24 protein-coding genes are annotated in these 24,345 nt (G+C 33.4%); 13 read left to right on the forward strand and 11 right to left on the reverse strand.

Annotated elements, in window-relative coordinates:
• Positions 1-52: 52 nt before the first annotated feature.
• Together DMB65_RS17570 and DMB65_RS17575 are read right to left on the reverse strand one after the other, a co-directional pair.
• Positions 53-1,060 carry a Kelch repeat-containing protein gene (locus DMB65_RS17570; RefSeq protein WP_110307924.1) on the reverse strand — a complete coding sequence of 336 codons (1,008 nt, stop codon included), beginning with the start codon at positions 1,058-1,060 and terminating at the stop codon, positions 53-55.
• A 16-nt stretch (positions 1,061-1,076) separates the two neighbouring features.
• A complete protein-coding gene (locus tag DMB65_RS17575) occupies positions 1,077-1,919 on the reverse strand; it encodes a DUF6268 family outer membrane beta-barrel protein (protein ID WP_110307925.1) in 843 nt (280 codons plus the stop codon).
• 232 nt (positions 1,920-2,151) lie between these two features.
• Here DMB65_RS17575 and DMB65_RS17580 point away from each other — a divergent pair, with 232 nt between their 5' ends.
• Positions 2,152-3,474 (forward strand): DUF4270 family protein, encoded by a 1,323-nt coding sequence (locus DMB65_RS17580; RefSeq protein WP_230470710.1) that lies wholly within the window; start codon positions 2,152-2,154, stop codon positions 3,472-3,474.
• Entirely contained in the window at positions 3,475-4,710 is a 1,236-nt protein-coding gene (locus DMB65_RS17585) for a PorV/PorQ family protein (RefSeq protein WP_110307927.1), read from the forward strand. It abuts the gene before it with no gap.
• Positions 4,711-4,714: 4 nt separating this feature from the next.
• Here DMB65_RS17585 and murI read toward each other — a convergent pair whose 3' ends face one another.
• Positions 4,715-5,491, reverse strand: a complete 777-nt coding sequence (gene murI / locus DMB65_RS17590) for a glutamate racemase (protein ID WP_110307928.1) — start codon at positions 5,489-5,491, stop codon at positions 4,715-4,717.
• 135 nt (positions 5,492-5,626) lie between these two features.
• On the opposite strand from murI, the gene DMB65_RS17595 reads away from it, so the two are divergent.
• On the forward strand, positions 5,627-5,953 hold the full coding sequence (locus DMB65_RS17595; protein ID WP_110307929.1) for a DUF6660 family protein: 327 nt from the start codon (positions 5,627-5,629) through the stop codon (positions 5,951-5,953).
• A 66-nt stretch (positions 5,954-6,019) separates the two neighbouring features.
• Entirely contained in the window at positions 6,020-8,200 is a 2,181-nt protein-coding gene (locus tag DMB65_RS17600; RefSeq protein ID WP_110307969.1) for a TonB-dependent receptor, read from the forward strand.
• A 59-nt stretch (positions 8,201-8,259) separates the two neighbouring features.
• Here the strand turns inward: DMB65_RS17600 and DMB65_RS17605 are convergent, their stop codons facing one another.
• From DMB65_RS17605 to DMB65_RS17635, 7 genes are all read right to left on the reverse strand, one after another.
• Positions 8,260-8,763, reverse strand: coding sequence for an OmpH family outer membrane protein (locus DMB65_RS17605; protein ID WP_196239578.1), 504 nt, complete (start codon positions 8,761-8,763; stop codon positions 8,260-8,262).
• A 14-nt stretch (positions 8,764-8,777) separates the two neighbouring features.
• A complete protein-coding gene (locus tag DMB65_RS17610; protein ID WP_110307930.1) occupies positions 8,778-9,770 on the reverse strand; it encodes an OmpH family outer membrane protein in 993 nt (330 codons plus the stop codon).
• Positions 9,771-9,811: 41 nt separating this feature from the next.
• The gene (locus DMB65_RS17615) at positions 9,812-12,532 is read right to left on the reverse strand and encodes a BamA/OMP85 family outer membrane protein (protein WP_110307931.1); all 2,721 of its coding nucleotides are present in this window, start codon (positions 12,530-12,532) and stop codon (positions 9,812-9,814) included.
• Positions 12,465-13,205 (reverse strand): isoprenyl transferase, encoded by a 741-nt coding sequence (locus DMB65_RS17620; RefSeq protein ID WP_110307932.1) that lies wholly within the window; start codon positions 13,203-13,205, stop codon positions 12,465-12,467. The genes DMB65_RS17615 and DMB65_RS17620 overlap by 68 nt, the downstream gene beginning before the upstream one ends.
• Before the next feature lies 1 nt (position 13,206).
• Positions 13,207-13,890, reverse strand: coding sequence for a type IX secretion system protein PorG (porG, locus tag DMB65_RS17625; protein ID WP_110307933.1), 684 nt, complete (start codon positions 13,888-13,890; stop codon positions 13,207-13,209).
• A gap of 172 nt (positions 13,891-14,062) precedes the next feature.
• Positions 14,063-14,950, reverse strand: coding sequence for an NAD kinase (locus tag DMB65_RS17630; RefSeq protein WP_110307934.1), 888 nt, complete (start codon positions 14,948-14,950; stop codon positions 14,063-14,065).
• An 84-nt stretch (positions 14,951-15,034) separates the two neighbouring features.
• A complete protein-coding gene (locus DMB65_RS17635; protein ID WP_110307935.1) occupies positions 15,035-15,694 on the reverse strand; it encodes a CBS domain-containing protein in 660 nt (219 codons plus the stop codon).
• 116 nt (positions 15,695-15,810) lie between these two features.
• Here DMB65_RS17635 and DMB65_RS17640 point away from each other — a divergent pair, with 116 nt between their 5' ends.
• The 7 genes from DMB65_RS17640 (at position 15,811) to DMB65_RS17670 (ending at position 22,187) form a co-directional block, all read left to right on the forward strand.
• Positions 15,811-16,524: a pyridoxine 5'-phosphate synthase gene (locus DMB65_RS17640; protein WP_110307936.1), complete on the forward strand. Its 714-nt coding sequence runs from the start codon at positions 15,811-15,813 to the stop codon at positions 16,522-16,524.
• Between the two features lies 1 nt (position 16,525).
• Positions 16,526-17,290, forward strand: a complete 765-nt coding sequence (locus DMB65_RS17645) for an alpha/beta fold hydrolase (RefSeq protein ID WP_110307937.1) — start codon at positions 16,526-16,528, stop codon at positions 17,288-17,290.
• Between the two features lie 51 nt (positions 17,291-17,341).
• A complete protein-coding gene (locus DMB65_RS17650) occupies positions 17,342-17,689 on the forward strand; it encodes a phage holin family protein (RefSeq protein WP_110307938.1) in 348 nt (115 codons plus the stop codon).
• A 108-nt stretch (positions 17,690-17,797) separates the two neighbouring features.
• Positions 17,798-19,123 carry a trigger factor gene (locus tag DMB65_RS17655; RefSeq protein WP_110307939.1) on the forward strand — a complete coding sequence of 442 codons (1,326 nt, stop codon included), beginning with the start codon at positions 17,798-17,800 and terminating at the stop codon, positions 19,121-19,123.
• A gap of 315 nt (positions 19,124-19,438) precedes the next feature.
• Positions 19,439-20,113: an ATP-dependent Clp endopeptidase proteolytic subunit ClpP gene (gene clpP / locus DMB65_RS17660; protein ID WP_110307940.1), complete on the forward strand. Its 675-nt coding sequence runs from the start codon at positions 19,439-19,441 to the stop codon at positions 20,111-20,113.
• Positions 20,114-20,199: 86 nt separating this feature from the next.
• Complete coding sequence (gene clpX, locus DMB65_RS17665) at positions 20,200-21,432, forward strand: ATP-dependent Clp protease ATP-binding subunit ClpX (protein ID WP_110307941.1); 1,233 nt, start codon at positions 20,200-20,202, stop codon at positions 21,430-21,432.
• 104 nt (positions 21,433-21,536) lie between these two features.
• Positions 21,537-22,187, forward strand: a complete 651-nt coding sequence (locus DMB65_RS17670) for a murein L,D-transpeptidase catalytic domain-containing protein (RefSeq protein WP_110307942.1) — start codon at positions 21,537-21,539, stop codon at positions 22,185-22,187.
• A gap of 145 nt (positions 22,188-22,332) precedes the next feature.
• Here the strand turns inward: DMB65_RS17670 and DMB65_RS17675 are convergent, their stop codons facing one another.
• On the reverse strand, positions 22,333-23,298 hold the full coding sequence (locus tag DMB65_RS17675) for a GlxA family transcriptional regulator (RefSeq protein WP_110307943.1): 966 nt from the start codon (positions 23,296-23,298) through the stop codon (positions 22,333-22,335).
• Positions 23,299-23,514: 216 nt separating this feature from the next.
• Here DMB65_RS17675 and DMB65_RS17680 point away from each other — a divergent pair, with 216 nt between their 5' ends.
• Positions 23,515-23,922: a VOC family protein gene (locus DMB65_RS17680; protein WP_110307971.1), complete on the forward strand. Its 408-nt coding sequence runs from the start codon at positions 23,515-23,517 to the stop codon at positions 23,920-23,922.
• A gap of 10 nt (positions 23,923-23,932) precedes the next feature.
• The gene (locus DMB65_RS17685) at positions 23,933-24,334 is read left to right on the forward strand and encodes an SRPBCC domain-containing protein (RefSeq protein WP_110307972.1); all 402 of its coding nucleotides are present in this window, start codon (positions 23,933-23,935) and stop codon (positions 24,332-24,334) included.
• Positions 24,335-24,345: the final 11 nt, after the last annotated feature.

The following is a 24,345-nucleotide window of genomic DNA, read 5'->3' on the forward strand; positions in this document are numbered from 1 at the left end:
AAGAAATAAATTCTTCCGGAAAATGTTCCGGAAGAATTTTAGATTTGGGGCATTAATTATCATCGTCATTTTGTTCTTCTAATGGTTTGAATTCCCAGGCATCATCAAAATAAGTTGAACCGATTCTTCCTAACATTAAAAAACCTCTATTGTTAATTGCAAAACCTACAGCGTCAGTTCTGGTAGCTCCTTCAAGCGCAGTTCTTTCTTCCCAGAGGTCAGTTGTAGGGTTGTATTCCCATACGGTTTTGATCCCTTCACCGCCTACAATATAACCCAATCCGTTTAAGCTGAAACTGGAGGCATTGGTTCGGGTTATCGCATAGTCATCGTTCCAGCTGTAATCATCATCATCATCCTGATCGATATCACGTTTTCTGGTCCACACATCTGTTGATGGATCAAATTCCCAAAAATCTACCTGATTGGTTCCGTTATTGACACCGGTTCCTAAATAGGCTTTATCATTAATGACAAAAACTGTAGCATGACGTCTTTTGTTTCCGCTAAACCCGCTGACAAGTGTCCAGGTGTTGTCGGTATCGTTATACTGATAAAAATCTTTCAGATAGTTTCCATCGTAACCCGTTCCAAAATAAGCTTTTCCGCCTACCTGAAAACCTACAGCACCATAGCGTCCTGTACCGCCAAAGTCAGCCTTTGCTTCCCAACTATTGCTAACAGGGTCATACTGATAAAAATCTTTCAGTTTATTAGTCCCGTCATATCCAAGACCTATGTAGCCTTTACCATTTAGTTCAAAGCTAGATGCAGAACTTCTTGCTGATCCGGTGAAATCAGCTTTTTGTTCCCAGTAATCTCCATTCGAGTTGTAGGCCCATAAATCTTTTAAATATTCATCTCCAGTGTAACCCGTTGTGATATAAGCATAATCTCCAATTACAAAACTTGTTGAGCTGGATCTGGCAGGTCCATCAAATGAAGATTTTTTAATCCAGTTTCCTATTAATTCATCATCATCATCATCGTTACTGCAGCCTATAAAAAACAGGCTTGAAAATAGTGCCGCGAATAATATTCCTTTTTTTAAATTATTCATAGTGTATTAAATTTATTTATTGTTTGTATTTGATCCCAATGCTTAAAACAGAACCGTTGCCGGTATTAAAATCATATAGTTTGTGGTTGTTTTTATCCAGAAGATTGTACTTTTTGTCAAAATCATAACCTGCTTTAAAATTGATAAACCAGTTTTTATCCACATTTCTTTCGTATTCAATTGCAGTTGTTACTTGCGAAGTACTAATTTTTGTTGCTGTATCGTATATCGTATGAGGTTTATCCAGATTATAAAAACTACCGTTAAAACGATTACTCAGGCTAAATTTATTTCGTTCATTATTAGAATACGATATTTTTGAATCCGGAAAACCTATTAACAAGCTGCTTTGATTGTTTATTTTTCCTGAAAATGATAATGTAGGTATGAATTTGGGAGAACCGAAAACTGTTGATCTCTCAAAACCAATGTTTAAAGCTATTTTTGAATTTAATTGTTGATTCAATTGAAAACTTCCTAAAACATTTGCATCTGAAATGCCCAAATTTTGTTGAAAATTAATTGTTGGCGTAATGGCTAAATTTAATTTTGCTGCATCAGAAACGGTATGTGAAATCTTAAATTCGTTTTGAATCCGGTTAAACTGATTCAGATTTTCAAAAGAATCATAAGCTCCCATTTCATATTTTATTCTAAGATTTGTATATTCAAGTTTATTTGTAATTTCATTTTTATCGTTTAATTTAGCAGTAACCGATATAACGCCATTTGCTTCATTAAATTTAATTTCATCTGTTGCTTCATTCTTTAAACTAAAATCTACAGAAATTTTTTCTTGTGACTTACTACTTAAAGTACAAACTAAAAATACCAACCAAACTAAAACCTTTATTTTCATTCCTTATTTAATTGATTCAAAAGTAGGGGGCAACCTGTCTTAAAAAAAAGAAGATATATGTATTGGGTTTTTTGATAGACTAATTGGCGATTTTTACAGTTTAATCAAATATTAGTTTGTTAAAGCCAGTTGTAGATTGTTTTGTACTATCTATAGTCTAAAAAAGGGGTATTGTATATGTTATAGTGTTGTCCAGAAATGTGCCTTTTATATTTGTTCAAAAAATTGGATTATGTATAAGTTTATATTGATGTTGTTTTTTGCTTTTGGGATAGTTTCATGTGGGACGGATACAGATGCAGGAGAGTTTGTTGTGGGATCTGATTATCTGGCAGTAAACAACAAGGTAATTTTAATTGATACGGTAACAGTCGAAATGTCTACCATAAATTTTGATTCTCTTATTACATCTAATCAAAGCAGAATTTTAATTGGCAGTTATGAGGATCCTTTATTTGGCAAAGTAAAATCAAACAGTTATTTTCAATTGGCATCAGATTCCTATAGTCTGATTAACAGTTCATCTGATACAGAAGGGACAAATTATGTTTTTGATTCTATTTCCATGATTTTAAAATATGATAATTATTATTACGGAGATACGACTAAAGTACAAACATTTAATATTCATCAATTACTGCAGAAGGTAAAACCCAATACAGATGATGACTACTTTTATAATAATTCGGCTTTGAATTATAGTTCTGAAAGTTTAGGAACTATTTCGTATAAACCGAGGCCTGTTGAAAAAGATTCTATAAATATTAAAATGAATGCTGCTTTTGGCGAAGCTCTTTTTCAAAAATTTAAGAAAAGAGATATTACAGATTTTGATAATTTCACTGAATACTTAAAAGGATTGGTACTTGTGCCGTCAACAGAAAATTCCTCAAGTATTATTGGATTTGGTTTAACGAGTAAAGTGCGACTTTATTATTCAAAATATTTAGGTGATGATATTGATTCTTATGTAAAAGATTTTTCCATTGTAGATGCAACCAAACAATTTAATGCTATATCGTTGGACAAAACGGGTACGCTGATTCAGAATCTACCTGTTTCAAATAGCAGATTATCCAGCCTTTTGACCAATAATCAGAGTTATATTCAATCGGGAACCGGGGTAGCATGCCGAATCGATTTTCCAAACATAAAACAACTTAAATATATATCTGATAAAGGGGCTATTGTTGATGCTAAATTGATTTTAAAACCTGTTAATAATACATATTCTGAGAAATTTCCTTTATCGGACTCATTACGTGTTTATGTCGCTGATAAACTCAACAGGATTAGTGGTACCCTAAACACAACATCAGGAACGCCTTTATATGCTATGCTGAATAAACAAAGTGATGAATTCAATGAAAATGTTGGGTATTCATTGTCAGTTGGTGGTTTTCTGCAAAAAGAAATGCTAAAACAATCAGATTCCAGATCTTCATTGATTTTTGTTTTACCAAACATCTATAAAGCAGTTAACAGGCTGGTTTTGGGTGATCAAAAACATCTGAATAATAAAATTCAATTGAAAATTTATTACCTCTCTTATTAAATGAAAAATAAAATCACCTTTTTAAGTTGCTTCATTTTAATGTATGTAACCTCGTTTTCGCAAAGTATTTCCAGTTCCCCGTATTCATTGTACGGTGTGGGTAGCCTATATGATGCAGATTATGGTTCAATCCCTTCCATCGGTTCTTCAGGAATTGCATTGCCATCAGATACTTTTATCAATAATCTCAATCCGGCTTCACTAGGTTATATCCCATTGAATCATTTTATGTTTGAAATAGGAGGTAAAGCGATCGGAACAACGTTTCAGAGCAGTACTAAATCTGAAAAACGCAATAATTTTCAGTTTTCACATATTGCTTTTGCATTTCCGGTAACTAAAAAATCTGCTTTCAGTATTGCTTTACGACCTTATTCAAGCGCTTCGTTTAAAATTTCAGATTTAAAATTACCTATTTCGAATACTTCGGAATATTATACTTTAAATGCTGAGGGGGCAGGAGGATTGAATAATTTTGATCTTTCATACGGGTATCGTGTAAACAAAAAAATAGCAATAGGGATTTCGGGGACTGTACTTTTTGGAAATACGACTGATGAGAGAAGTTATATCATTTCAAATTCACTGACAACAATTAACAAAAAAACAACTTATAGCGGCTTACGGGCAACTTTAGGGACTCAGTATAAAATAGATTCGACCTTTACCATTGCATCAACTTTTAAATTGCCTGTCCAGGTTAAGGCTTCTAAAGTGCAGTCGGTAGAGAATGTAAACGATTCAAATGAGAGTGCTTTTGAGTCAGATGTAGCTTCCGATACAGATGATTATTATATACCCTTGGAAATAGGTTTTGGTGTTAGTAAACGTTTCAAAAACAATTTCACGATGACTCTTGATTATGAAAAAAGTTTATGGAATGAAACCAATCAATCCAAATTATATGGCGATTTTGTTAATCAGGATCGTTTTGCTTTGGGGTTTAGTTTTAGAAAAAATAAAAACATCAGAAGTTATTGGGATGGCGTTCAATATGGAACAGGCTTGAATTTTGATACCGGTTATCTTGAAGTCGATGGGAAAAGGGTCAATAATGCAGCAATTTCTTTTGGAGTTTCCTTACCGGTTGATAACACTTATTCAGTTCTTAATATTTCGTATTCTTACGGACAAAAAGGCAAAATTGGTGATGGGTTAATAAAAGAAAATTACCACAAACTATCACTAAATTTATCATTAGACGGAATTTGGTTCGTCAAGCGAAAGATAGAATAACAGTTTAAAATTCTTTTTGTATGACGTCATACTTATTATTTAAAATTGATTTTAAAACGGCAGGATTTGAATTGACATAAAATACAGGTTCGCTTTTTTCTCTATCAGAGAAACCTACTTTTTCGCGTAAAATATTTTTGGTTTGCCGGGCTACCGCTTCTCCTGAATCAATAATCTGAATATGTTCAGGTAGTATTTTTTTAATCTGCGGAATCAGGTAAGGATAATGACTGCAGCCTAAAACCAGATAATCAATATTAGCATCAATCATAGGTTTAAGATATGACTCTAACAACTGAGTCATCTCAGGAGAATTCAGGTTGCCATCTTCAATGAGCTGCACCAGTCCGTGGCCTACTTGTTCTATGATTTTTGTGTCATGAAACATTTCGGCAGTTTTGTTGAAAAGCTCGCTGTTCAGTGTGCCTTTTGTAGCCAGAATGCCAATAACCTGTGTTTTCGAATTATTGGCGGCTGGTTTAATGGCAGGTTCAATTCCAATAAACGGAATGTCATAATTGGCACGAAGTTCACTAATTGCATTTGTTGTGGCAGTATTGCAGGCTACGACAATTAATTTACAGTTTTTTGCTATTAAAAAATCAGTATTTTTTTTGCTCAAAGCAACAATTTCTTCTTTGGTTTTTTGACCATATGGAGCATTTTTGCTATCGGCTAAATAAATGGTCTTTTCGTTCGGAAGCAGTTCGTGAATGGCACTCCATATTGAAGTCCCCCCAATTCCGGAATCAAAAACACCTATAGGATTGTTGTTTGTCATAAAACAAAGTTACATTTTTTCGGAAATCTAAATTCGTACTTTTTATTGAATTTTAGGTTAAATAAATCAGAAATTTATAGATATGATCTGCATTTTTATAAGACAAACAGTGAAAGATTTCTCTATATTTACAGCATGAAATTAACCTGGTTTTTGCTTGCAGTTTATCTTATTTCATTGTCATTACTTCCTTGTAATGACATAGATGATTGTACTGATTTTGCAAAAACTGAACTTCATAAGAATCATTCCCGAAATAAAAAAACAGAAACTCAAAACGATCTGTGTGCTCCTTTTTGTTCTTGTGCCTGTTGTGGAGTTCATGGTTTTCAATTTCAATACCAGATTTATAAAGAAGAAAAGAACCTGAGTTTTGCTACTAAAGAGCAAACGGTTTTTTATGTCTACAATAACTACAAAACAATTTATTTAGGAATCTGGCAGCCTCCAAAATTAAGTTAAATCAATATTGACATTTCCCATCGTATTTACTTGGGCAATTTATTATTTATTTAATTTAATATGAAAATGACAAAATATGTAATTATTTTGGCTGCATTTATATGTTCGTTCGCATATAGCCAAAACACTTTAAGAATTATCGTAAAAGATAGTGAAACCCTGAAAAGTTTAGCAGGTGTTTCAGTTAGTATTCATAATAGTACTATTTCCGGAATAACAGATGACAAAGGTTTTTTAGAATTAAATCCTATTGAAAATGGGGAGCACAAAATTAATTTTGTTCTTTTAGGGTACGAAGAATTTTCATTAAATGTAATTCTTCCAAAGCAGAATGGAGAACTTGTAAGCGTTCAGTTGAAATCGAGTGAAGAAGAAGAACTGGATGCGGTTGTTGTTCAGTCAACACGAACCAGCAGGACAATCAAAAATACACCAACAAGAATCGAATCCATTGATGCCGAAGAACTTGATGAAAAGGCCAATATGAAACCAGCAAATGTAAGTATGGTGTTGCATGAAAGCACCGGTTTGCAGGTGCAGCAAACATCTGCCACCAGTGGTAATGCAAGTATCAGGGTACAGGGGCTTGACGGCCGCTATACGCAATTATTGAAAGATGGATATGCTAATTTTGGGAATTTTGCAAGCGGTTTAAGTATTCTTGAAATTCCACCTTTAGATTTGCAGCAGGTTGAGGTAATCAAAGGACCTTCTTCAACATTGTACGGAGGAGGAGCAATAGCAGGTGCGATTAATTTTATTTCAAAGACACCAAAACAAAAAGGAGAATATAATTTTATACTGAATCAATCCAATATCAATCAAACGAATATTGGGGCGTATGCATCACAACGAAAAGGCAAATTTGGGTATTCGATATTAGGGTTGGTTAATTTTCAAAAAGCTTTTGATGTCGATGATGATGATTTTTCAGAGACTCCAAAATCGCATAATTTTACCATAAACCCCAGATTGTTTTATTATCCTTCAGAAAATTTGAGTTTTATGTTGGGTAATAGTTTTACCAAGACTGACATCGAAGGAGGGGATATGCATGTTATTGAAGGTTATCCCGATGCGTATCATGTTTATTTCGAAAAAAACAAAACAATACGCAATACAACTACTTTTGAACTGGATAAGAAATTTGATAATCAAAATAGTTTGAAATTAAAACAGAGCCTGAGTGTTTTTGACCGAAAAATCAATATTCCGGATTATGAGTTTTCGGGAGTAAATACCAATTCTTTTACTGAAGTATCCTATGTCGTAAACAAATCAAGATATACTATTATTAGTGGTTTGAATTTAGTTTATGATAAATTTAAACAAAGAAATTCCGGTATTTTGGATGCTCAATCTTTTACTACGGGTGCATATTTTCAGCATACGTGGGATGTGACTGAAAGGGTAAAGTTAGAGAATGGTTTAAGATTGGATAATGTATCGTATTCGAATACTAATTTTTCAAAAAATCAGACTTTCTTTTTACCAAAAGTGGCCGCATTGTTTAAAATAAATTCACAATTAAGCAGTAGAGTTGGTGCTGGTCTTGGATACAAAATTCCAACTGTTTTTACAGAACAAACAGAATCTGTTCAATATCAAAATCTCCTGCCTTTGCAAAATGTAGTTGCAGAAAAAAGTATCGGAGGAACGGCAGATATAAATTACAAAGTAAATATTTTTTCTGATTTGAAATTTTCTGTTAATCAGATGTTTTTTATAACAGAAATTAGCAAACCATTGGTTTTGGAAAATGAGGCAGATTATTCATTCTTTGTAAATGCATCAGATCCTGTTGTTAGTAAAGGTTTTGAAACTAACATTAAGTTTGTTTATAAGGAAGATCTAAAACTTTTTGTTGGGTATACTTTTACTGACGCACAGGCTCAATATTTAACAGGAAATCAATTTTTGCCTTTATTACCAAAAAACAAAGTAAACCTGGCACTGATTTATGAAAAGGAGACCAATTTTAAAATAGGATTGGAAGGTTATTTTACAGATGAACAATATTTATATAACGGTGATAAAACGCCAACTTATTGGGAATTTGGTTTTATGGTAGAGAAAACACTATGGGATAAATTTGCTTTTTTTATCAATTTTGAGAACTTTACGGATACACGACAGAGTACTTATAAGAGAGTGGTCAATGAGCCTCACAACAAACCAACATTTGATGATATCTGGACACATACAGAAGGATTTACAATTAATGGTGGCGTAAAAATAAAATTATAAAAACAAAAATGGCTTAGTTTTTTTAAACTGAGCCATTTTTTGTAATAAGAAATTTGTTCTTAGAATCCTAAATCTTTTTTAACATCAGCAGTAATGTTTGGACCATCAGCTAATAAAAGAGTTGAACCGTCTAATACGTACTGGAAACCTTTTGCTTTTCCAATTTTTTGGATAGAAGCTCTTACTTTTTCCATTAAAGGTTTTACTAAATCAGTTTCTTTTTGTTGAAGTTCTTTTTGAGCATTGTCTCTGTAATCCCCAATTCTCTTTTGCATATCCTGAACTTCTTTGGCACGCTCAGTATTTACTGCTTCAGTTGCAGTTGCAGATTCAGCATCATACTTTTTGATTTTTGTTTGGTATTCTTCGATCATTTTTTTGTATTCTGCATCGTATGTTCCACTTAATTTTTGTAATTGAGTTTGGGCATCAAGCATAGCTGGCATCTTCGACATAATCTCGCTAACATCAACATGAGCTGTTTTAGCCTGCGCATTCATTGTATTGTTTGCAGTTAAAAAAAGCACTGCAGCAATTACTAAAGTTTTGATTTGTTTCATCATTTTAAAAATATTAATTAATTATTGGTCGTATTTGTTTTTTGTGTTTCTGCTTCTTTAGCTTTTTTAGCGGCTTCTCTTTCTTCTAAAATTTTCTTTCTTTTTTCTTCTAATTCTTTTTTACGCTGGTCATAAAGTTTCTGCCTTTCTTCGGCCTTATTGACTGCAGGCTCAGCAGTTGTTTGTTCTGTACTTACAACAGGTTTAGCAGTTTGCGTTGTCTCTGTTGTTTTTGTTGTTTCAGAAACTGTGCCATTTTTCTTGGCAGCTTTTTCAGCGGCTATGGCGTTTCTTTTATCTTCGTATTCTTTTCGTTTTGCTTCCTGTTCTAGTTTTCTGTCAGCAACTAATTTATCTCTTGCTGCTTTTCTTGCATCCAGGGCTTTTTGTCTGTCTGCCATTGCCGGATTTTCATCAATTTCGTTTTCACGATTTTCTTTGGCTTCTTGTTCTTTTAATTGTTTTTTAGTGAGCTGTTCTCTTTTATCTGCTCTGTTTAAAATACGAATAACCTGATCGCTTATATCAAATCTCTTAGCTGAAAATAGCATTGTCAAATCAGATGATTTATCAAATATAAAATCATAGTTTTTAGCTTCGGCAATGTCCTGAACAGCAGTAAAAACCTGATCTTGTATTGGTTTTGCCAAAGATGCTTTTTGATGCATTAAATTTCCGTCAACTCCAAATTGTTTTTGTTGATATTCCAGCATCTCATTTTCCAGAAATTTAATTTCTGTTTCTCTTTCCTCGATAAGTTCTTTTGTAAGTAAAGCTTTTTCAGTTTTGAGAGTTTCTTTTAATTTATTTATTTCTAATTTTTTGATTTCAATTTCCTGTTTCCACTTAGTTGCTTTTAAGTCTAATTGAGATTTGGCTTCTTTGTAATCAGAAACATTTTCTAAAATATATTCCATGTCGATGTAGCCAATTCTGGTCGATCTTGTCTGCGCCTCATTTGTATTTGCTACAATCAGGGATAAAAATATAAATAAAAACTGTTTTCTCATACCATTACTTTATTTCCAAATTTTAACCAAATATCATCTTTTTAAAATTGTTGTCCAATAATAAAGTGTATTTCCTGACCGTGTGCTTTTGTTTCACCTGTCTGAGCATCAAATCCGTAACCAAAATCAATACCTAATAATCCAAATGCAGGCATAAATACACGCAAACCAAAACCTGCAGAACGATACAAGTCAAAAGGATTGTAGTTTTTAAATCCATCGTAAGCAGCACCAGCTTCAAGAAAAGTCAAAGCATATATTGATGCTGATGGTTTCAGTGTAATAGGATAACGTAATTCCATAGAGAATTTGTTATAAATCGTAGCACCAATTTGTTGACCGTTTTTTATTGGAGTCAAAGAATTATTTTCGTATCCTCTTAATCCAATAGTTTCCCTGCCATCCATCGAGTAGTTAGCCATACCGTCTCCACCTAAATAAAAACGTTCAAAAGGAACAATACCTCTGTCCTGATTATAAGCACCCATGAAACCAAATTCAGTTAATGTTCTTAAAACTAATTTTCCATATACTTTATTATACCAGTCTGCTTTAAATTTAACTTTATAATATTCGAGCCAGTTGTATTTTTCCTGATCTACTTTTGCCGGATCAGCGGCAGCTTCCTGAGGAGTACTTACTTTGTTTCCGGATGAATCAAGATAGTCACCCTTTTCAATCATTTGTCCATTTGCATCTGGTACTGTTGAATCAGCGCTTGCTCTTAATTTATATTCTTCTTTGTCACCTAAGGTTGCATAATCTACATTGTTAAATAAAGAGTAAGGAGGTGTTACTTTTGCTGAAACACTGAACTCAGAACCGTAAGTTGGGAATATAGGATTCACCCCTTTATTACTTCTCGTAAGACCAATTGTATAGGCTAAATTTCTTGAAGTTCCATTACCAAAAGTAAAAAGACCCGTAAAATAATTATTCAAGTCATAGTGCTGATAACTTACAGACTGCGATAGTACGAAATAATCATCCGGAACAGTTAATCTCTTTGCAAGTCCAACTTGTAAAGTTAGAATGTTAAAGCTTTGGCTTTTGTCTACATTATTTCCATAGCTGTAATTGAACTGCTTACTGTATGAAATAGATGAACTAAATTGTACCGGTTTTTTTCCTCCAAACCAAGGTTCTGAGAACGATATACTATAAGTTTGAAAATAAGTACTTCCTTGTAAACGAAGGGAAACTTTTTGGCCATCTCCCATAGGCAATGGTTTGTAGGCTTCTTTTTTAAACATGTTCCTTGCCGAAAAGTTATTGAAAGATAATCCTAAAGTCCCTATGAAACCTCCTCCACCGTATCCTCCTTGTAATTCTACCTGGCTGGAACCTTTTTCGACTAGGTTGTACTCAATATCTACTGTTCCGGCTGCGGCATCTACATTTTTAAATTTAGGATCAATTGCTTCAGGGTCAAAAAAGCCTAACTGCCCAATTTCACGAATGGTTCTTACTAATAACTCTTTACTGTATTTTTCACCCGGTTTAGTTCTTAGCTCACGATAGATAACATGGTCATTCGTTTTATCATTTCCTACTACAGATATTTTATTGAAATAGGCGATAGGTCCTTCGGTGATTCTAATTTCAAAATCAATTGTATCATTTACTGTTTTAACCTCTACTGCATTAATATTTGAAAATAGATACCCGTTGTTTTGGTATAGGTTTGTAATGTCTTCGCCGTCAGGTTTTGTTTTGTCTGCTATTCTTTTTTCAAGTAATACTCCGTTGTAGGTTTCTCCCTTTTTAATTCCCAGATAACGATTAAGCTGTTGGTCAGAATAAACGGTATTTCCTAAAAATTTAATATTTCCGAAGTAATATTTATTTCCTTCTTCCAGATTAATTTTAATAGCAAGCATGTTTTTTTCTTTATTATAAGTGACAGAGTCATATATAATACGTGCATCACGATATCCTTTTTCTTTATAGGATGCAATAACTTTTTCTAAGTCGGTTTTGTATTTTTCAGGAATAAATTTTGAGGCTTTCAGTACACGCAATATATTTTTTTGTTTGGTGTCTTTCATGGCACTTCTTAGCTGATTGTCTGTAAGTTGCTTGTTGCCTGTAAAGTCAATACTTTTGATTTTTACTTTGTCTCCTTTGTCTATGCGAACCAGCATGTTTACACTGTTTCCTGCAGTAGCGTCTGGAGTAGTTGTGATAGTTACTTTTGTATTGTAAAAACCTTCTTTTTTGTATTTGTTTTCGATGTAATTTTTTGTCGTAGTGATTAGATTTTCGTTTACAATCTTACTTTTTGTCAGGTTGTTATCTTTTATAAGACCTTCTACTTTACCCTTTTTTATACCAACAAATTTTACTTCGTTTAGTTTAGGAAGTTCAACTATATTTAAGTCCAGGTATATACTGTCATTTTCGGCTTTATTTACGTAAAATGAAATTTCATCAAAAAGGCCAAGCTTTCCTAATTTCTTAATCGCTCCACTAATTTCTTCACCAGGAACAGTAATTTCCTGTCCTTTTTGCAGGCCAGAAAATGTTACAACGGTTTGTTCATTGAAGCTTATTTTACCAACAACAGAAACTTTTGCAAGAATATATTTTTTTCCCTGATCAAAAGGGATTCTTTCTTGAGCTTTAATTTGAGAAAAACTACCCAAAAGAAATAGGGTAAGTACTATTTGTATTCTTTTTTGTAACACTAAAATATTATTTAATTTGTTCACTGGTTTTTCCAAATCTACGTTCTCTTTTTTGATAACTAATGATAGCCTCATATAAATCTTGTTCTTTAAAGTCGGGCCAGAGTACATCAGTAAAATATAATTCTGCGTAGGCAATCTGCCATAACAGGAAATTACTTATTCTGTGTTCTCCACTTGTTCGTATTAATAAATCTACATCAGGTAAATTTTGCGTGTAAAGATGCTCATTTATAATTGAATCGTCAATAGCGTCTAATGAAATTATATTATTTTTAACTTTATCACTGATGATTCTCACGGCGTTTACCAATTCTTCTCTCGATCCGTAACTTAAGGCTAATGTTAGTGTTAATCGGGTATTGTTTTTCGTCTTATCGATAACATCCAATAATTCTGTTTGAGCAGATTTTGGTAATTTGTCAAGATTTCCAATAGCATTAAGTCTGATGTTGTTTTCTTGTAAAGTAGTAAGTTCTTTTCTTAATGAATTGATTAGTAATTTCATTAAAGTATCTACTTCTACTTTAGGCCGGTTCCAGTTTTCGGTAGAAAAAGCGTATAAAGTTAAAAATTCAACACCAAGTTTAGCACATGTTTTAATAGTTTCCTTAACTGATTTTGCGCCATTTTCATGTCCAAACGTGCGAAGAAAGCCTTGCTGTTTCGCCCAACGACCATTTCCATCCATAATAATGGCAAGATGTTTGGGTAAATTTGTTTTATCTATGGATTCTAGTAAATTCATTTTATTCTGCGCAATAGCAAGGTTTTTGTCCAAAGGTATATGTTAATGTTACTCCCGTAAAAACATACCAATCATTATTATTTAAATTGCCAAACTGATTATTTTTGAAAGAATCGTTTTCAGGATTGCTTCCGTCTATGTTGTCCGTGAAAGCATATCGTGCTCCAATTTCAGCTGCTAAAATAAAATTGCGGTTAATATTTGATTTTATTCCTAATATTATAGGTATAGCAAAAGAACCAGATTTTTTGTCTTTTTTAGTTATCCCGTTTTCAATATATAATTCATCATACCTGAAATAATTTAGACCTGAAAATATATAGGGTGTAATTTTTAGATCTTCATCGTGTAAATTAAAGTCAAAAAAATTAAACTCCAGACCGGCAGAAAGTTCTTTTACATCGTTTTTAAAGTTGTAGCCTCTTTTGTTTCGGCCGGGTTCTTCAGATTTTGAATCATTTCCTGTTACAGTTGATTGGGTATAGGAAAACCGATACGAATGACGAGGGCTTTTATTCCATTTGTATAGTATTCCGAAAGCAAGATTTTCGGGTGCTATATAAGTGGTTTTTCCAACATCTCCTACAAAGTTGCTTCCGCCTAAAAAAACACCAATCTCATTAATTTGAGCATTGAGTGTAATAAAAGGGAAAAAACATAACAATAAATTAAAAATTTTCTTCATTTAATTCAAAATTGCGTGCAAATATAATAATTATCAATACGAATCAAAGTTCCTTTGGCTAAATGTGTCTTTTTTTAAATTTACTATATGATTTTGAGACATTTAATGAAGATTCGATATATGCTAAACGAGAAAAGCACTATTATCGTATAGTTAAGATTGGTAAAAGAGATTAATTCCTTTTGTCCTCTCCCCAAAGCAATTTTTTTCTGAGTGTTTTTAAAAAAGTTTCACCTGGAATTTCAACCATTTTAATTTTAAAATCTGTTTTTTTAATAGTTAGAACGGATTCATTTTTAATGGACGCAATTCTTGAGTCCAATGATACTAAATATTGATCCTCCCTTCCGGAAACACGAAGTTTTATTTCGGTATCATCAGGTATAACCAATGGTCTTGCGTTTAAATTATGAGGGGCAATAGGGGTAATTACTAAACTTTTTACATCTGGTGTTAGTATTGGCCCGCCACAACTTAATGAATATCCCGTGGAACCTGTTGGTGTTGAAAGAATGAGTCCATCAGCCCAATATGAGTTTAAATACTCATTGTTTAAATAGGTTTCAACGGTAATCATCGAAGTGGTGTCTTTCCTGCTGACTGTAACCTCATTCATTGCGAAATTTAAGTCATCTTCTATTGCATCACTTTTCGGATCACAGGTAAGACTTAGCAAGGCTCTTTCAGATACACTGTAGTTTTTATCAATTACGAATTGCAAAAAAACATCAATGCTCTCTTTTGGGACAGTTGCAAGAAAACCTAATCTTCCGGCATTGATCCCTAAAATCGGGACACCGGAATTACGAACTAAACTGGCGGCTCTTAAAATGGTTCCATCACCTCCAATACTAAGTAACATTTCAAAACTATTATCAAGTTTTGTTTTTGCTGAGAAAGTTTTGTATTCTTTTTTTATCAATTGTTTCTCATACAGCATTTTCAAAAAGTTTTCTTCAATGACCATTTCGACATTATTGTTGTTAAAAAACACAAAAATATCCTTGATAATGGGTTCGGTACTGTTTTGATAATATTGTCCGTAAATTGCTACTTTCATTTTTTTGAATTACATAATGAGAAAACTAGATAATGTGCTAATGCGAAAATCTATTGACTCATTTTCTGATTGCCGTATTAAGGATTATATATTAAGGTATTTGTCTAAATAGTCAGAACGCTCTTTTAAACTGTTAATATAGGTGTCTTCCTGATGTTCTGAAATAATTTCGTAATTGTATCTTCTAAAAGTCTGAATGATTTCATTCATTGGCCCAACGCCAATTTTTATTGTAATGTGAACATTTTCTAAATCGGCTTCGGATATAAAGCAACCCAGGATTTTACCATTATTACTTTCTACGATTTGGGTTACCTGACCCATAGAATAATCTAAAAGTCCTTTTTGTACAATAATAATGCCGCCTTGTTCTTTTAAAAATGGAGTTTCCTGAAAAAATTTCATAATATCTTCCATTTCATAATAACCAGTATAAGTATTGTTTTCGTCAAGTACCGGAATTACATTGGTATGATTTTTAGCGAAAATTTCTAAAACATCCAGCCAGATCATTGATTTTCTTGCAAAAAAACGTTCTAAAGTATATTTGTAATCAATGGTTTTTTTATCAGTATCAAATGTTTCAACATCATCTGAAGCAATGCTTCCTATGAAAATTCCGTTTTCTAAAACAGGGAAATGAGAAAAACTTAAATCGGCAAAAAAGTCCTGAACTGAGGCTATCGTTTCCTGACTGTCGATTGCTCTAAAATCGTTGGTGATATAGTTGGTGATTTCTGTCATAAGTCGGTTGAAGATATTGGATGCAAAATAATCAAAAAATAGCAAAAAACGCTACGTTTTACTTTGTATTTTTGTCCTTACAAATATAATGTTATCAGAATTAATAATCTATTTATATGACAAAGTTAAGTGTAAATATCAATAAAATTGCTACCCTGAGAAATGCACGTGGAGGCAATGTACCTGATTTATTAAAAGTTGCCACAGATATTCAGAATTTTGGGGGTCAGGGAATCACAATTCATCCACGTCCGGATGAGCGTCATATCCGTTATAAGGATGCCCGCGATTTAAAAGCAATTGTTACTACAGAGTATAATATTGAAGGAAATCCGCAGCATAATTTTATTGATTTGGTTATAGAATGTAAGCCGGATCAGGTAACATTAGTCCCGGATGCAATTGGTGCTATTACTTCTTCTGCGGGTTGGGATACCATTAAAAATCAGGCTTATTTGACTGAAGTTATTCAGGAATTTCAACGAAACGGAATCAGGACTTCCATTTTTGTTGATCCGGTTCTGGAAATGATAGAAGGTGCCAAAAAAACAGGCACTGATAGAATCGAATTATATACGGAAGCTTTTGCTCACGAATATGCTTTGGGAAATAAAAACGGAATCGATCCTTATATGAAAGCAGCCGAATTAGCAAACCAATTAGGTTTAGGTATCAATGCCGGACATGACTTGAGTCTGGATAACATTCAGTTTTTTAAACAAAATATTCCCGGATTATTAGAAGTTTCTATTGGGCATGCCTTGATTGCAGAAGCGCTTTATCTTGGTTTGGATAATGTAGTGAATATGTATTTAAATAAACTGAAATAATATGCTTTATTCAAAAATAGAAGGCAAAGGAAAACCATTCATCATCATGCACGGATTTCTTGGAATGTCTGATAACTGGAAAACCCTCGCAGGACAATATGTTGAGACCGGATTTCAGGTTCATATTTTAGACCTGCGAAATCACGGACGAAGTTTTCATTCAGATGAATGGAGTTATGAAGCCATGGTGCAGGATGTTTTCGAATATTGTCAGGCAAATCAGTTAAATAAAATCGATATTTTAGGACATTCTATGGGCGGAAAAGTAGCGATGCTTTTTGCAGCTACTCATTCAGATTTAGTTGATAAATTAATTGTAGCAGATATTGGCTCTAAATTCTATAAACCACATCATCAGGATATTTTGGAAGGATTAAATGCGGTTGATTTTTCTGTAAAGCCAAGCCGGAATGATGTCGAAGCAATTGTGGCGCAATATGTGCCAGATTTTGGAACACGCCAGTTTTTATTAAAAAATCTATATTGGAAAGAACCAGGGCAACTAGCTTTTAGATTCAATCTGGAAGTTTTTAATAATAACCTGGATGCTATAGGAAAACCTTTGGCAGAAGGTTTAGTTTTTGATAAGCCAACTCTGTTTATAAGAGGAGGGAATTCAGGATATATCCCTGATTCGGATATTGAAGATATTCAAAAACACTTTCCGGATTTCAAATTAGAAACAATTCCAAATGCCGGACACTGGCTTCATGCTGAAAACCCGAAAATGTTTTTTGAGTTGACTAACGCATTTTTGAAATCTTAAATTTGATAAAAATTTTAGTACTTTTATTGAAAAATTAAAAAAGAAAAAACCATGAAATTATTACTTAGACTCCTTGTTACTGCAGCTTTGGTTTTATTATTGTCTAATATTTTGTCTGGCGTACATGTTGCCAGTTTTGGTACAGCAGTAATTGTAGCAGTAGTTTTAGGGTTATTAAACCTTTTTATTAAACCCATTTTAGTTGTGTTGACCTTGCCGGTTACTGTTGTTACTTTGGGGTTGTTTTTACTCGTTATCAATGCGCTTATTATTTTGCTGTGTACCAAAATAGTTGGAGGTTTTACGGTCGATTCGTTTTTGGCGGCATTAATTTTTAGTGTTATTTTATCGCTATTACAGTCTATCACCTATAAAATATTAGGAGATGATAAAAAATAAAATGAAGAGTTATAAAACGCTTCAAATACAATACATTAAAAACTTGGCTGGGTTGCAAAAATTTTATAATTTTGCGACCCAATTTTATTATGTAAATTAAAGAAGAAGATGGATATTAAAAGAGTAGCAATAGACGCTGTGAATGAAACAATTGTAATGAATGTTGTTCACATGGATTATAAAGGTCAGGTAGCAAAAAGAATCAACGAAAAATTGCCTTTGGCACAAGTAAAAGGATTTAGAAAAGGACAAGTGCCTAAAGATCTTGTTGAAAAACAATACGGAAAAGCTATTAAGCAGGAAGAAATTAAAAAAGTAGTTGATTTGGCTTTAGAGCGTTATATTCAATCTGAAAGATTAAATCTTTTAGGTACTCCACTTCCGAAAGTTAATGAGAATTTTGACTGGGATGCTGAAGAATTAACTTTCGAATACGAAATTGGTTTAGTGCCAAATTTCGAAATTGATCTTGAAGCAAAAAATGATATCGTAAAATATATCGTTACTGCAGATGATAAATTAATCGACGGACAGGTAGAGCGTATCCAAAAACAATTCGGAAAAGCAAATCCTGTTGAAAAAGTGACTGCAGATTCTGATATCACAGGAACTTTTGTAAATGAAGAAAACGGAATCGAAAACAAAACAACTTTTTCATTGTCAGTTTTCAAAGATAAAAAAACAGCGGATTCATTTATAGGTAAAGAAGTGGGTGATGTAGTAACGGTAAACACAAAAGGTTTATTTGAAGACGATCACCAATTAATGGATTACTTAAAAGTTCCTCATGATAATGTACATAATTTAGCAGTTGATGTGGCTTTTACAATTGAGACAATCAATGTTTCTGAACCGGCAGAATTAAATCAGGAATTATTCGACAAACTTTTTGGTGAAGGGAAAGTTGCTTCTTTAGAAGATTTAAAAGTTAAAATTAAAGAAGATGCTGAGGCGCAATTTGCTCAGCAGGCTGACCAAAAATTATTAATGGATGTTCAGGATTTCTTAATCGAAAACACAAAATTCGATTTACCAGCTGAGTTCCTTAAAAAATGGTTGCAAACCGTAGGAGAGAAAAAACTTTCTGCAGAAGAAGCTGAAGTAGAATACGCCAGATCCGAAAAAGGTTTGCGTTTTCAATTGATCGAAGGAAAAGCAATGGCTCAAAGCAACATCCAGATCACTTTTGAAGATTTGAAAGCTTTCGCATCAAACGCAATCAGACAGCAAATGGCGCAATTTGGACAAACAAATCCAACTGCAGAGGAAGTAGAAGGAATTGTTGCAAGAGTTTTATCTAACCAGGAAGAAGTAAAAAGACTTTCTGAGCAGGTTGTTGCAGCTAAATTGTTAGATTTGTTCAAAGAAAAAGCAAATCCAACCACAAAAGAAGTTACTTACGATGAATTTATTGCTGCGTCTTACGGAGAATAAATTCAGGCGAAAGTCAAAAGTTGTAAAGTCGAAAGTTGTGAGTTAGGCATTTATTAGTTTTATTTCAATTTTAAGATTTTATTACAGATACTGAAAGATAAAAAATAGTTATATTTGAGCGTCAAAAAGATAATTTTTGACGCTCTTTTTTTAAGTTTTAAGCTTATGTTTTAAATTTTTATTTCATAAATTTCAAAACTTATCAGATTATAAAAAGAAGACAAATTGACATCATTTATAAAAAGGTATGAACTTTGTTTAATTTGTTTAAAGTCACTTTCAGACTTTAGACTTTCAAACTTTTAAACTAAAAATATGAACTACGGTAAAGAATTCAAAAAATTTGCGACAAAGCACCAGGGAGTAAACGCCATGTACTATGACAAAATAGTAGCAGCAATGAACCCAACAAACATGACTCCATATATTATCGAAGAGCGTCAAATGAATATGACTTCGATGGATGTGTTCTCAAGGTTAATGATGGACAGAATTATCTTTTTAGGAACCGGTATCGATGACCAGATTGCCAATATCGTTCAGGCACAATTACTTTTCTTAGAGAGTGCTGATGCTTCAAAAGATATTCAGATTTATTTAAATTCTCCTGGAGGAAGCGTTTATGCTGGTTTAGGAATTTATGATACCATGCAGTACATTAAACCAGATGTAGCTACAATTTGTACAGGTATGGCAGCCTCAATGGGAGCTGTTTTATTATGCGCAGGTGCTGCAGGAAAACGTTCGGCTTTACCACATTCAAGAGTAATGATTCACCAGCCATCCGGAGGAGCACAAGGGGTTGCAACTGACATGGAAATCAACTTACGCGAAATGTTAAAGCTGAAAGACGAATTATACAATATCATCTCTCAACATTCAGGACAAACTTTTGAAAGAGTGCACAAAGACAGTGAGCGTGATTACTGGATGAAAGCTGACGAAGCAAAAGAATACGGAATGATTGATGAAGTATTGAGAAGAGGATAAAAATAGTAGTCGAAAGTCAAAAGTCTTAAAGTTGCAAGTTTTGCTGACTTTATGACTTTTGACTTTAAGACTTTAGACTAAAAGGAATGGCAAAAGTAGTATTAGAATGTTCGTTTTGTGGAAGAAAAAAGCCAGAAACTAATTTATTAATTGCAGGTATCAATGCACATATCTGTGATAAATGTATTGAACAAGCACATGGAATTGTTTTAGAAGAATTAAAATCCAGCGGAAGTGCTAAACTTGTTGGGGATTTAATTTTAAAGAAACCAAAAGAAATCAGGGCTTTTTTAGATCAATATGTTATTGGTCAGGATCAGACAAAAAAAGTAATGTCGGTTGCGGTTTACAATCACTACAAGCGTTTAATGCAACAGCAGTTAGACGATGAAGTAGAGATTGAAAAAAGCAATATCATCATGGTTGGTCAAACCGGGACCGGAAAAACATTGGTGGCGAAAACCATTGCAAAAATGTTGGATGTTCCGTTAGCGATTGTTGATGCAACTGTTTTAACAGAAGCAGGTTATGTTGGTGAAGATGTCGAAAGTATTTTGACACGTTTACTGCAAGCCGCAGATTATGATGTAACCAAAGCCGAAAGAGGAATTGTGTTTATTGACGAAATTGACAAAATTGCCCGTAAGAGTGATAACCCATCTATAACACGTGATGTTTCTGGAGAAGGTGTTCAACAGGCTTTATTGAAATTATTAGAAGGAACAGTTGTAAACGTACCTCCAAAAGGTGGCCGTAAACATCCGGATCAGAAATTTGTTGAGGTAAACACACAAAACATCTTGTTTATAGCCGGTGGAGCTTTTGACGGCGTAGAACGTATTATTTCTAAGCGTTTAAACCGTCAGGCAGTGGGATATTCTACTTCTAAAAATGTAGATAATATTGACAAAGACAATCTATTACAATATATTATTCCAAAAGATATTAAAGATTTTGGCTTGATTCCGGAGATTATTGGTCGTTTGCCTGTTTTGACGCATATGGATCCTCTGGACAGAGAAACATTGCGAGCGATTTTAACGCAGCCTAAAAATGCCTTAATCAAACAATATCAAAAGTTATTTTTGATGGATGAAGTGGAATTCAGTATTACTGACGAAGCTCTGGATTTTATTGTTGATAAAGCCTTAGAATACAAATTAGGTGCTCGTGGATTACGTTCTTTGTGTGAAGCAATCTTAACAGATGCTATGTACGAATTGCCAAGTTCTGACGATAAAGTTCTGTCTATAGATAGAGAGTATGCAGAACATACTTTAAGCAAAAATTTATTGAAGAGAATGGAAATTGCTTCTTAATTAGCAATTGACTTTTATAGTTATCAGAACCTGTTCATTTATTTGAGCAGGTTTTTTTTATGTTTTTCTAATTTTTTTAGTTGCCTTTTATTTAAATTGCCAGTATGAAAAAAATGATTTTTATAATTTATACAGCGCTGTTTTGGTCTTGCAATAAAGAACTTAATAAAGTAAATACTCCTCAAAATGAATCTAAAAGAGAAATAGCTGTAGTAGAAAAACCTCGCATTGAAACCGATTATAAAAACTATTATAACGAAGCACAGCAATATTGCAAAAAAAATAATCTTAATCAGACGAAATTTATCCTGATTGATTTGAGCATACATTCCGGTTTAAAAAGATTTTTTGTTTATGATTTTAAAAAAAATGCTGTCGTAAGATCATACATGGTAAGTCATGGCTGCGGCGATAATCCTTGGGGCTCGACAGCTTCAAAAGATGATGCGCCAATCAGTAACGAATTTGATTCGCATTGTTCGTCGCTTGGGAAATATGTGATTGAAGATCGCGGTGTGAGTCAATGGGGAATTAAAGTGAATTATATTTTGCAGGGAAAAGAAAAATCGAACTCAAATGCAGCTAAACGCGCAATAGTCCTGCATTCGTGGGATGCAATTCCGGATAATGAAGTTTTTCCGGAAGGAACAGCCGAAGGCTGGGGATGTCCTGCGGTTTCTAACGAAAGCATGAAAGAAATTGACAAACTTTTGAAAAAGAACAGAAAAGTCCTAATGTGGATTATTAAGACCTGATTGTCTCCTGTTGTGAAAACGAATTTTCTACTTAGCCCTGATCGAAGCGTTATCCTCTGGCTGCGGGGTTCGCAGACTGAGATAAAGCGCAGAGCAGGACAGAAGGCCTGGGAGAGAAATTGATTTTCTGCTCCTGAAAAAAAAATTACCGAACCCTAAATTTCTCCCGATATTCAATTGGTTTCATTCCGACCATTTTATAGAACACTTTTCTAAACGCTTTTGGGTCGTTGTAACCCGTTTTTTCGATGATTTCTGAAATCGAAAGCTGGGTTTGTTCCAGGTATTTCTTTGAACTTTCAACTCTTATATTTTGTAGATATTCGATAGGGGGGATGCCTGTAACTTGTTTAAACCTTCGTGTCATGTTTCGGGTACTTGTTGGAATATCTTTGGTGATTTCTTCTAAGGTTTCGATTGTACTGTATTCGTTTTCAATTTTTTGCTGTAATCTCGCAACCAAAGTGTCATTGTGCAAATGATTGGGTCTGAAAGTACTGAAATAACTCTGTTTGTATCGGTTTAAATCGATCGAGAAGATTTTGGCAATCTGCACAGCAATTTCGTTGCCGCAATATTTTTGCACCAATAGAATCAATAAATGAAAGGTTGATGTCGATCCGCCGCTGGTATACAAACTTCCGTCTGCAGTAAGGGTTTCTTCGGGTTTTAAGTTCACTAGCGGAAAAGCTTTTGTAAAAGCACTACAGGCATCAACATGTGTGGTGGCCAGTTTTTGATTGAGTAAACCTGAGGCTGCAAACAAAAATGCTCCGGTGCAAAAACTGGCGAGTTCGGTTCCGGATTTATGATGTTTTTGTAACCATGGAATGAAATTGTAGTTTTTAGCAATCATCTCGCTCATATTATCTGTCGTAAAAGCGGGTATCAAAATCAGATCTAAATTTTGATCAGAAGCCTCAATTGAATTCACTTCATAACCAAATATTTTTTTTTCATTGATCTGTTCAGGCGATTGAAAAACCATAATCTCAAAAGGTTTTTCAGTTTCTTTATGTAATTTATTTGCTGTTTCAAAGACTTCCAGGATAGCTGCTACACTTAATAATTTGTAGTCATGTCCTAAAATTAAACCTAATTTCCTGTTCATGATTTTAGCTTTTTTAGTTTTACGAAGATATACATTTTGTCTTAAATGACCCTAAAGTTGACTTTTATTGTAAGGCTAAATGTTTTGTAATATTTTACTTTTGTTTTTATTAATTTGTATTTTTATGAATATAAATTATTCATTATTAGTGTTTTGTTTTAAATAAAAAACAGAAATTAAACCATAATAGATTTAATGAATAATAAATCAGGCCATATGAAAACAGAAATTTTCTTAAATCTTCCGGTGAAAGATTTAAACCGTTCGATGGATTTTTTTACAGCATTGGGTTTTACATTTAATTTGAAATTTACAGATGAAAAGGTAGCTTGTATGGAAATCGGCGAAAATATTTATGCTATGCTTCTCAAGGAAGAGTTTTTTAAAACCTTTACTAAAAAGCAAATTTGCAATACTGCCAGCAGTACAGAAATTATCACAGCATTATCTGTTGAAAGTCGTGAAAAAGTAGATGAATTAATATGTTTGGCAGTAAAAGCAGGAGGCGAAGAGTATAGGGATGCAAAAGATTATGGCTATATGTATCAAAAAGCTTTTTTGGATGTTGACGGACATCATTGGGAAATTTTCTTTATGGATGAAAATCAGTTTCCTTCCAATTAATTTTTTAGTTATGATTACCGTACAGAATACAATCAATCTACCAATAGAGAAAGTTTGGGAGTTGTGGACAACACCGGAACATATTAAAAAATGGAATGTTCCCTCGCAAGACTGGCATAATCCTTTTGCTGAAAATGATTTGAAGGCCGGAGGAAAATTCAAATATACTATGGGAACAAAAGACGGGAGTGTGGTGTTTGATTTTGAAGGAATCTACACTAAAGTAGAAAATTATGTGTTAGAATATACACTAACAGATCAAAGAACAGCAACTGTTCGTTTTGAAAGTATTGGAAATCAGGTAAAAATTACAGAAATGTTTGAACCTGAAACAACAAACGCTGCACGTATGCAAGAACAGTTTTGTAAAGCTGTTATTGCTAATTTTAAAAAATATGCAGAAACAAATTAAATGACAAATCA

Source organism: Flavobacterium cheongpyeongense, assembly GCF_003202435.1.
Classification (GTDB): Bacteria; Bacteroidota; Bacteroidia; order Flavobacteriales; family Flavobacteriaceae; genus Flavobacterium; species Flavobacterium cheongpyeongense.

Coding starts and splice junctions, on each gene's coding strand:
- DMB65_RS17635 (WP_110307935.1), bottom strand. CDS start 15,694: ATGACAGAAATCACCAACTATATCACCAACGATTTTAGAGCAATCGAC.
- DMB65_RS17595 (WP_110307929.1), top strand. CDS start 5,627: ATGAAATTAACCTGGTTTTTGCTTGCAGTTTATCTTATTTCATTGTCA.
- DMB65_RS17580 (WP_230470710.1), top strand. CDS start 2,152: ATGTATAAGTTTATATTGATGTTGTTTTTTGCTTTTGGGATAGTTTCA.
- DMB65_RS17645 (WP_110307937.1), top strand. CDS start 16,526: ATGCTTTATTCAAAAATAGAAGGCAAAGGAAAACCATTCATCATCATG.
- DMB65_RS17610 (WP_110307930.1), bottom strand. CDS start 9,770: ATGAGAAAACAGTTTTTATTTATATTTTTATCCCTGATTGTAGCAAAT.
- DMB65_RS17640 (WP_110307936.1), top strand. CDS start 15,811: ATGACAAAGTTAAGTGTAAATATCAATAAAATTGCTACCCTGAGAAAT.
- DMB65_RS17615 (WP_110307931.1), bottom strand. CDS start 12,532: ATGAGGCTATCATTAGTTATCAAAAAAGAGAACGTAGATTTGGAAAAA.
- porG (WP_110307933.1), bottom strand. CDS start 13,890: ATGAAGAAAATTTTTAATTTATTGTTATGTTTTTTCCCTTTTATTACA.
- DMB65_RS17685 (WP_110307972.1), top strand. CDS start 23,933: ATGATTACCGTACAGAATACAATCAATCTACCAATAGAGAAAGTTTGG.
- DMB65_RS17680 (WP_110307971.1), top strand. CDS start 23,515: ATGAAAACAGAAATTTTCTTAAATCTTCCGGTGAAAGATTTAAACCGT.
- DMB65_RS17575 (WP_110307925.1), bottom strand. CDS start 1,919: ATGAAAATAAAGGTTTTAGTTTGGTTGGTATTTTTAGTTTGTACTTTA.
- DMB65_RS17600 (WP_110307969.1), top strand. CDS start 6,020: ATGACAAAATATGTAATTATTTTGGCTGCATTTATATGTTCGTTCGCA.
- DMB65_RS17675 (WP_110307943.1), bottom strand. CDS start 23,298: ATGAACAGGAAATTAGGTTTAATTTTAGGACATGACTACAAATTATTA.
- murI (WP_110307928.1), bottom strand. CDS start 5,491: ATGACAAACAACAATCCTATAGGTGTTTTTGATTCCGGAATTGGGGGG.
- DMB65_RS17605 (WP_196239578.1), bottom strand. CDS start 8,763: ATGATGAAACAAATCAAAACTTTAGTAATTGCTGCAGTGCTTTTTTTA.
- DMB65_RS17620 (WP_110307932.1), bottom strand. CDS start 13,205: ATGAATTTACTAGAATCCATAGATAAAACAAATTTACCCAAACATCTT.
- clpX (WP_110307941.1), top strand. CDS start 20,200: ATGGCAAAAGTAGTATTAGAATGTTCGTTTTGTGGAAGAAAAAAGCCA.
- DMB65_RS17630 (WP_110307934.1), bottom strand. CDS start 14,950: ATGAAAGTAGCAATTTACGGACAATATTATCAAAACAGTACCGAACCC.
- clpP (WP_110307940.1), top strand. CDS start 19,439: ATGAACTACGGTAAAGAATTCAAAAAATTTGCGACAAAGCACCAGGGA.
- DMB65_RS17670 (WP_110307942.1), top strand. CDS start 21,537: ATGAAAAAAATGATTTTTATAATTTATACAGCGCTGTTTTGGTCTTGC.
- DMB65_RS17655 (WP_110307939.1), top strand. CDS start 17,798: ATGGATATTAAAAGAGTAGCAATAGACGCTGTGAATGAAACAATTGTA.
- DMB65_RS17650 (WP_110307938.1), top strand. CDS start 17,342: ATGAAATTATTACTTAGACTCCTTGTTACTGCAGCTTTGGTTTTATTA.
- DMB65_RS17570 (WP_110307924.1), bottom strand. CDS start 1,060: ATGAATAATTTAAAAAAAGGAATATTATTCGCGGCACTATTTTCAAGC.
- DMB65_RS17585 (WP_110307927.1), top strand. CDS start 3,475: ATGAAAAATAAAATCACCTTTTTAAGTTGCTTCATTTTAATGTATGTA.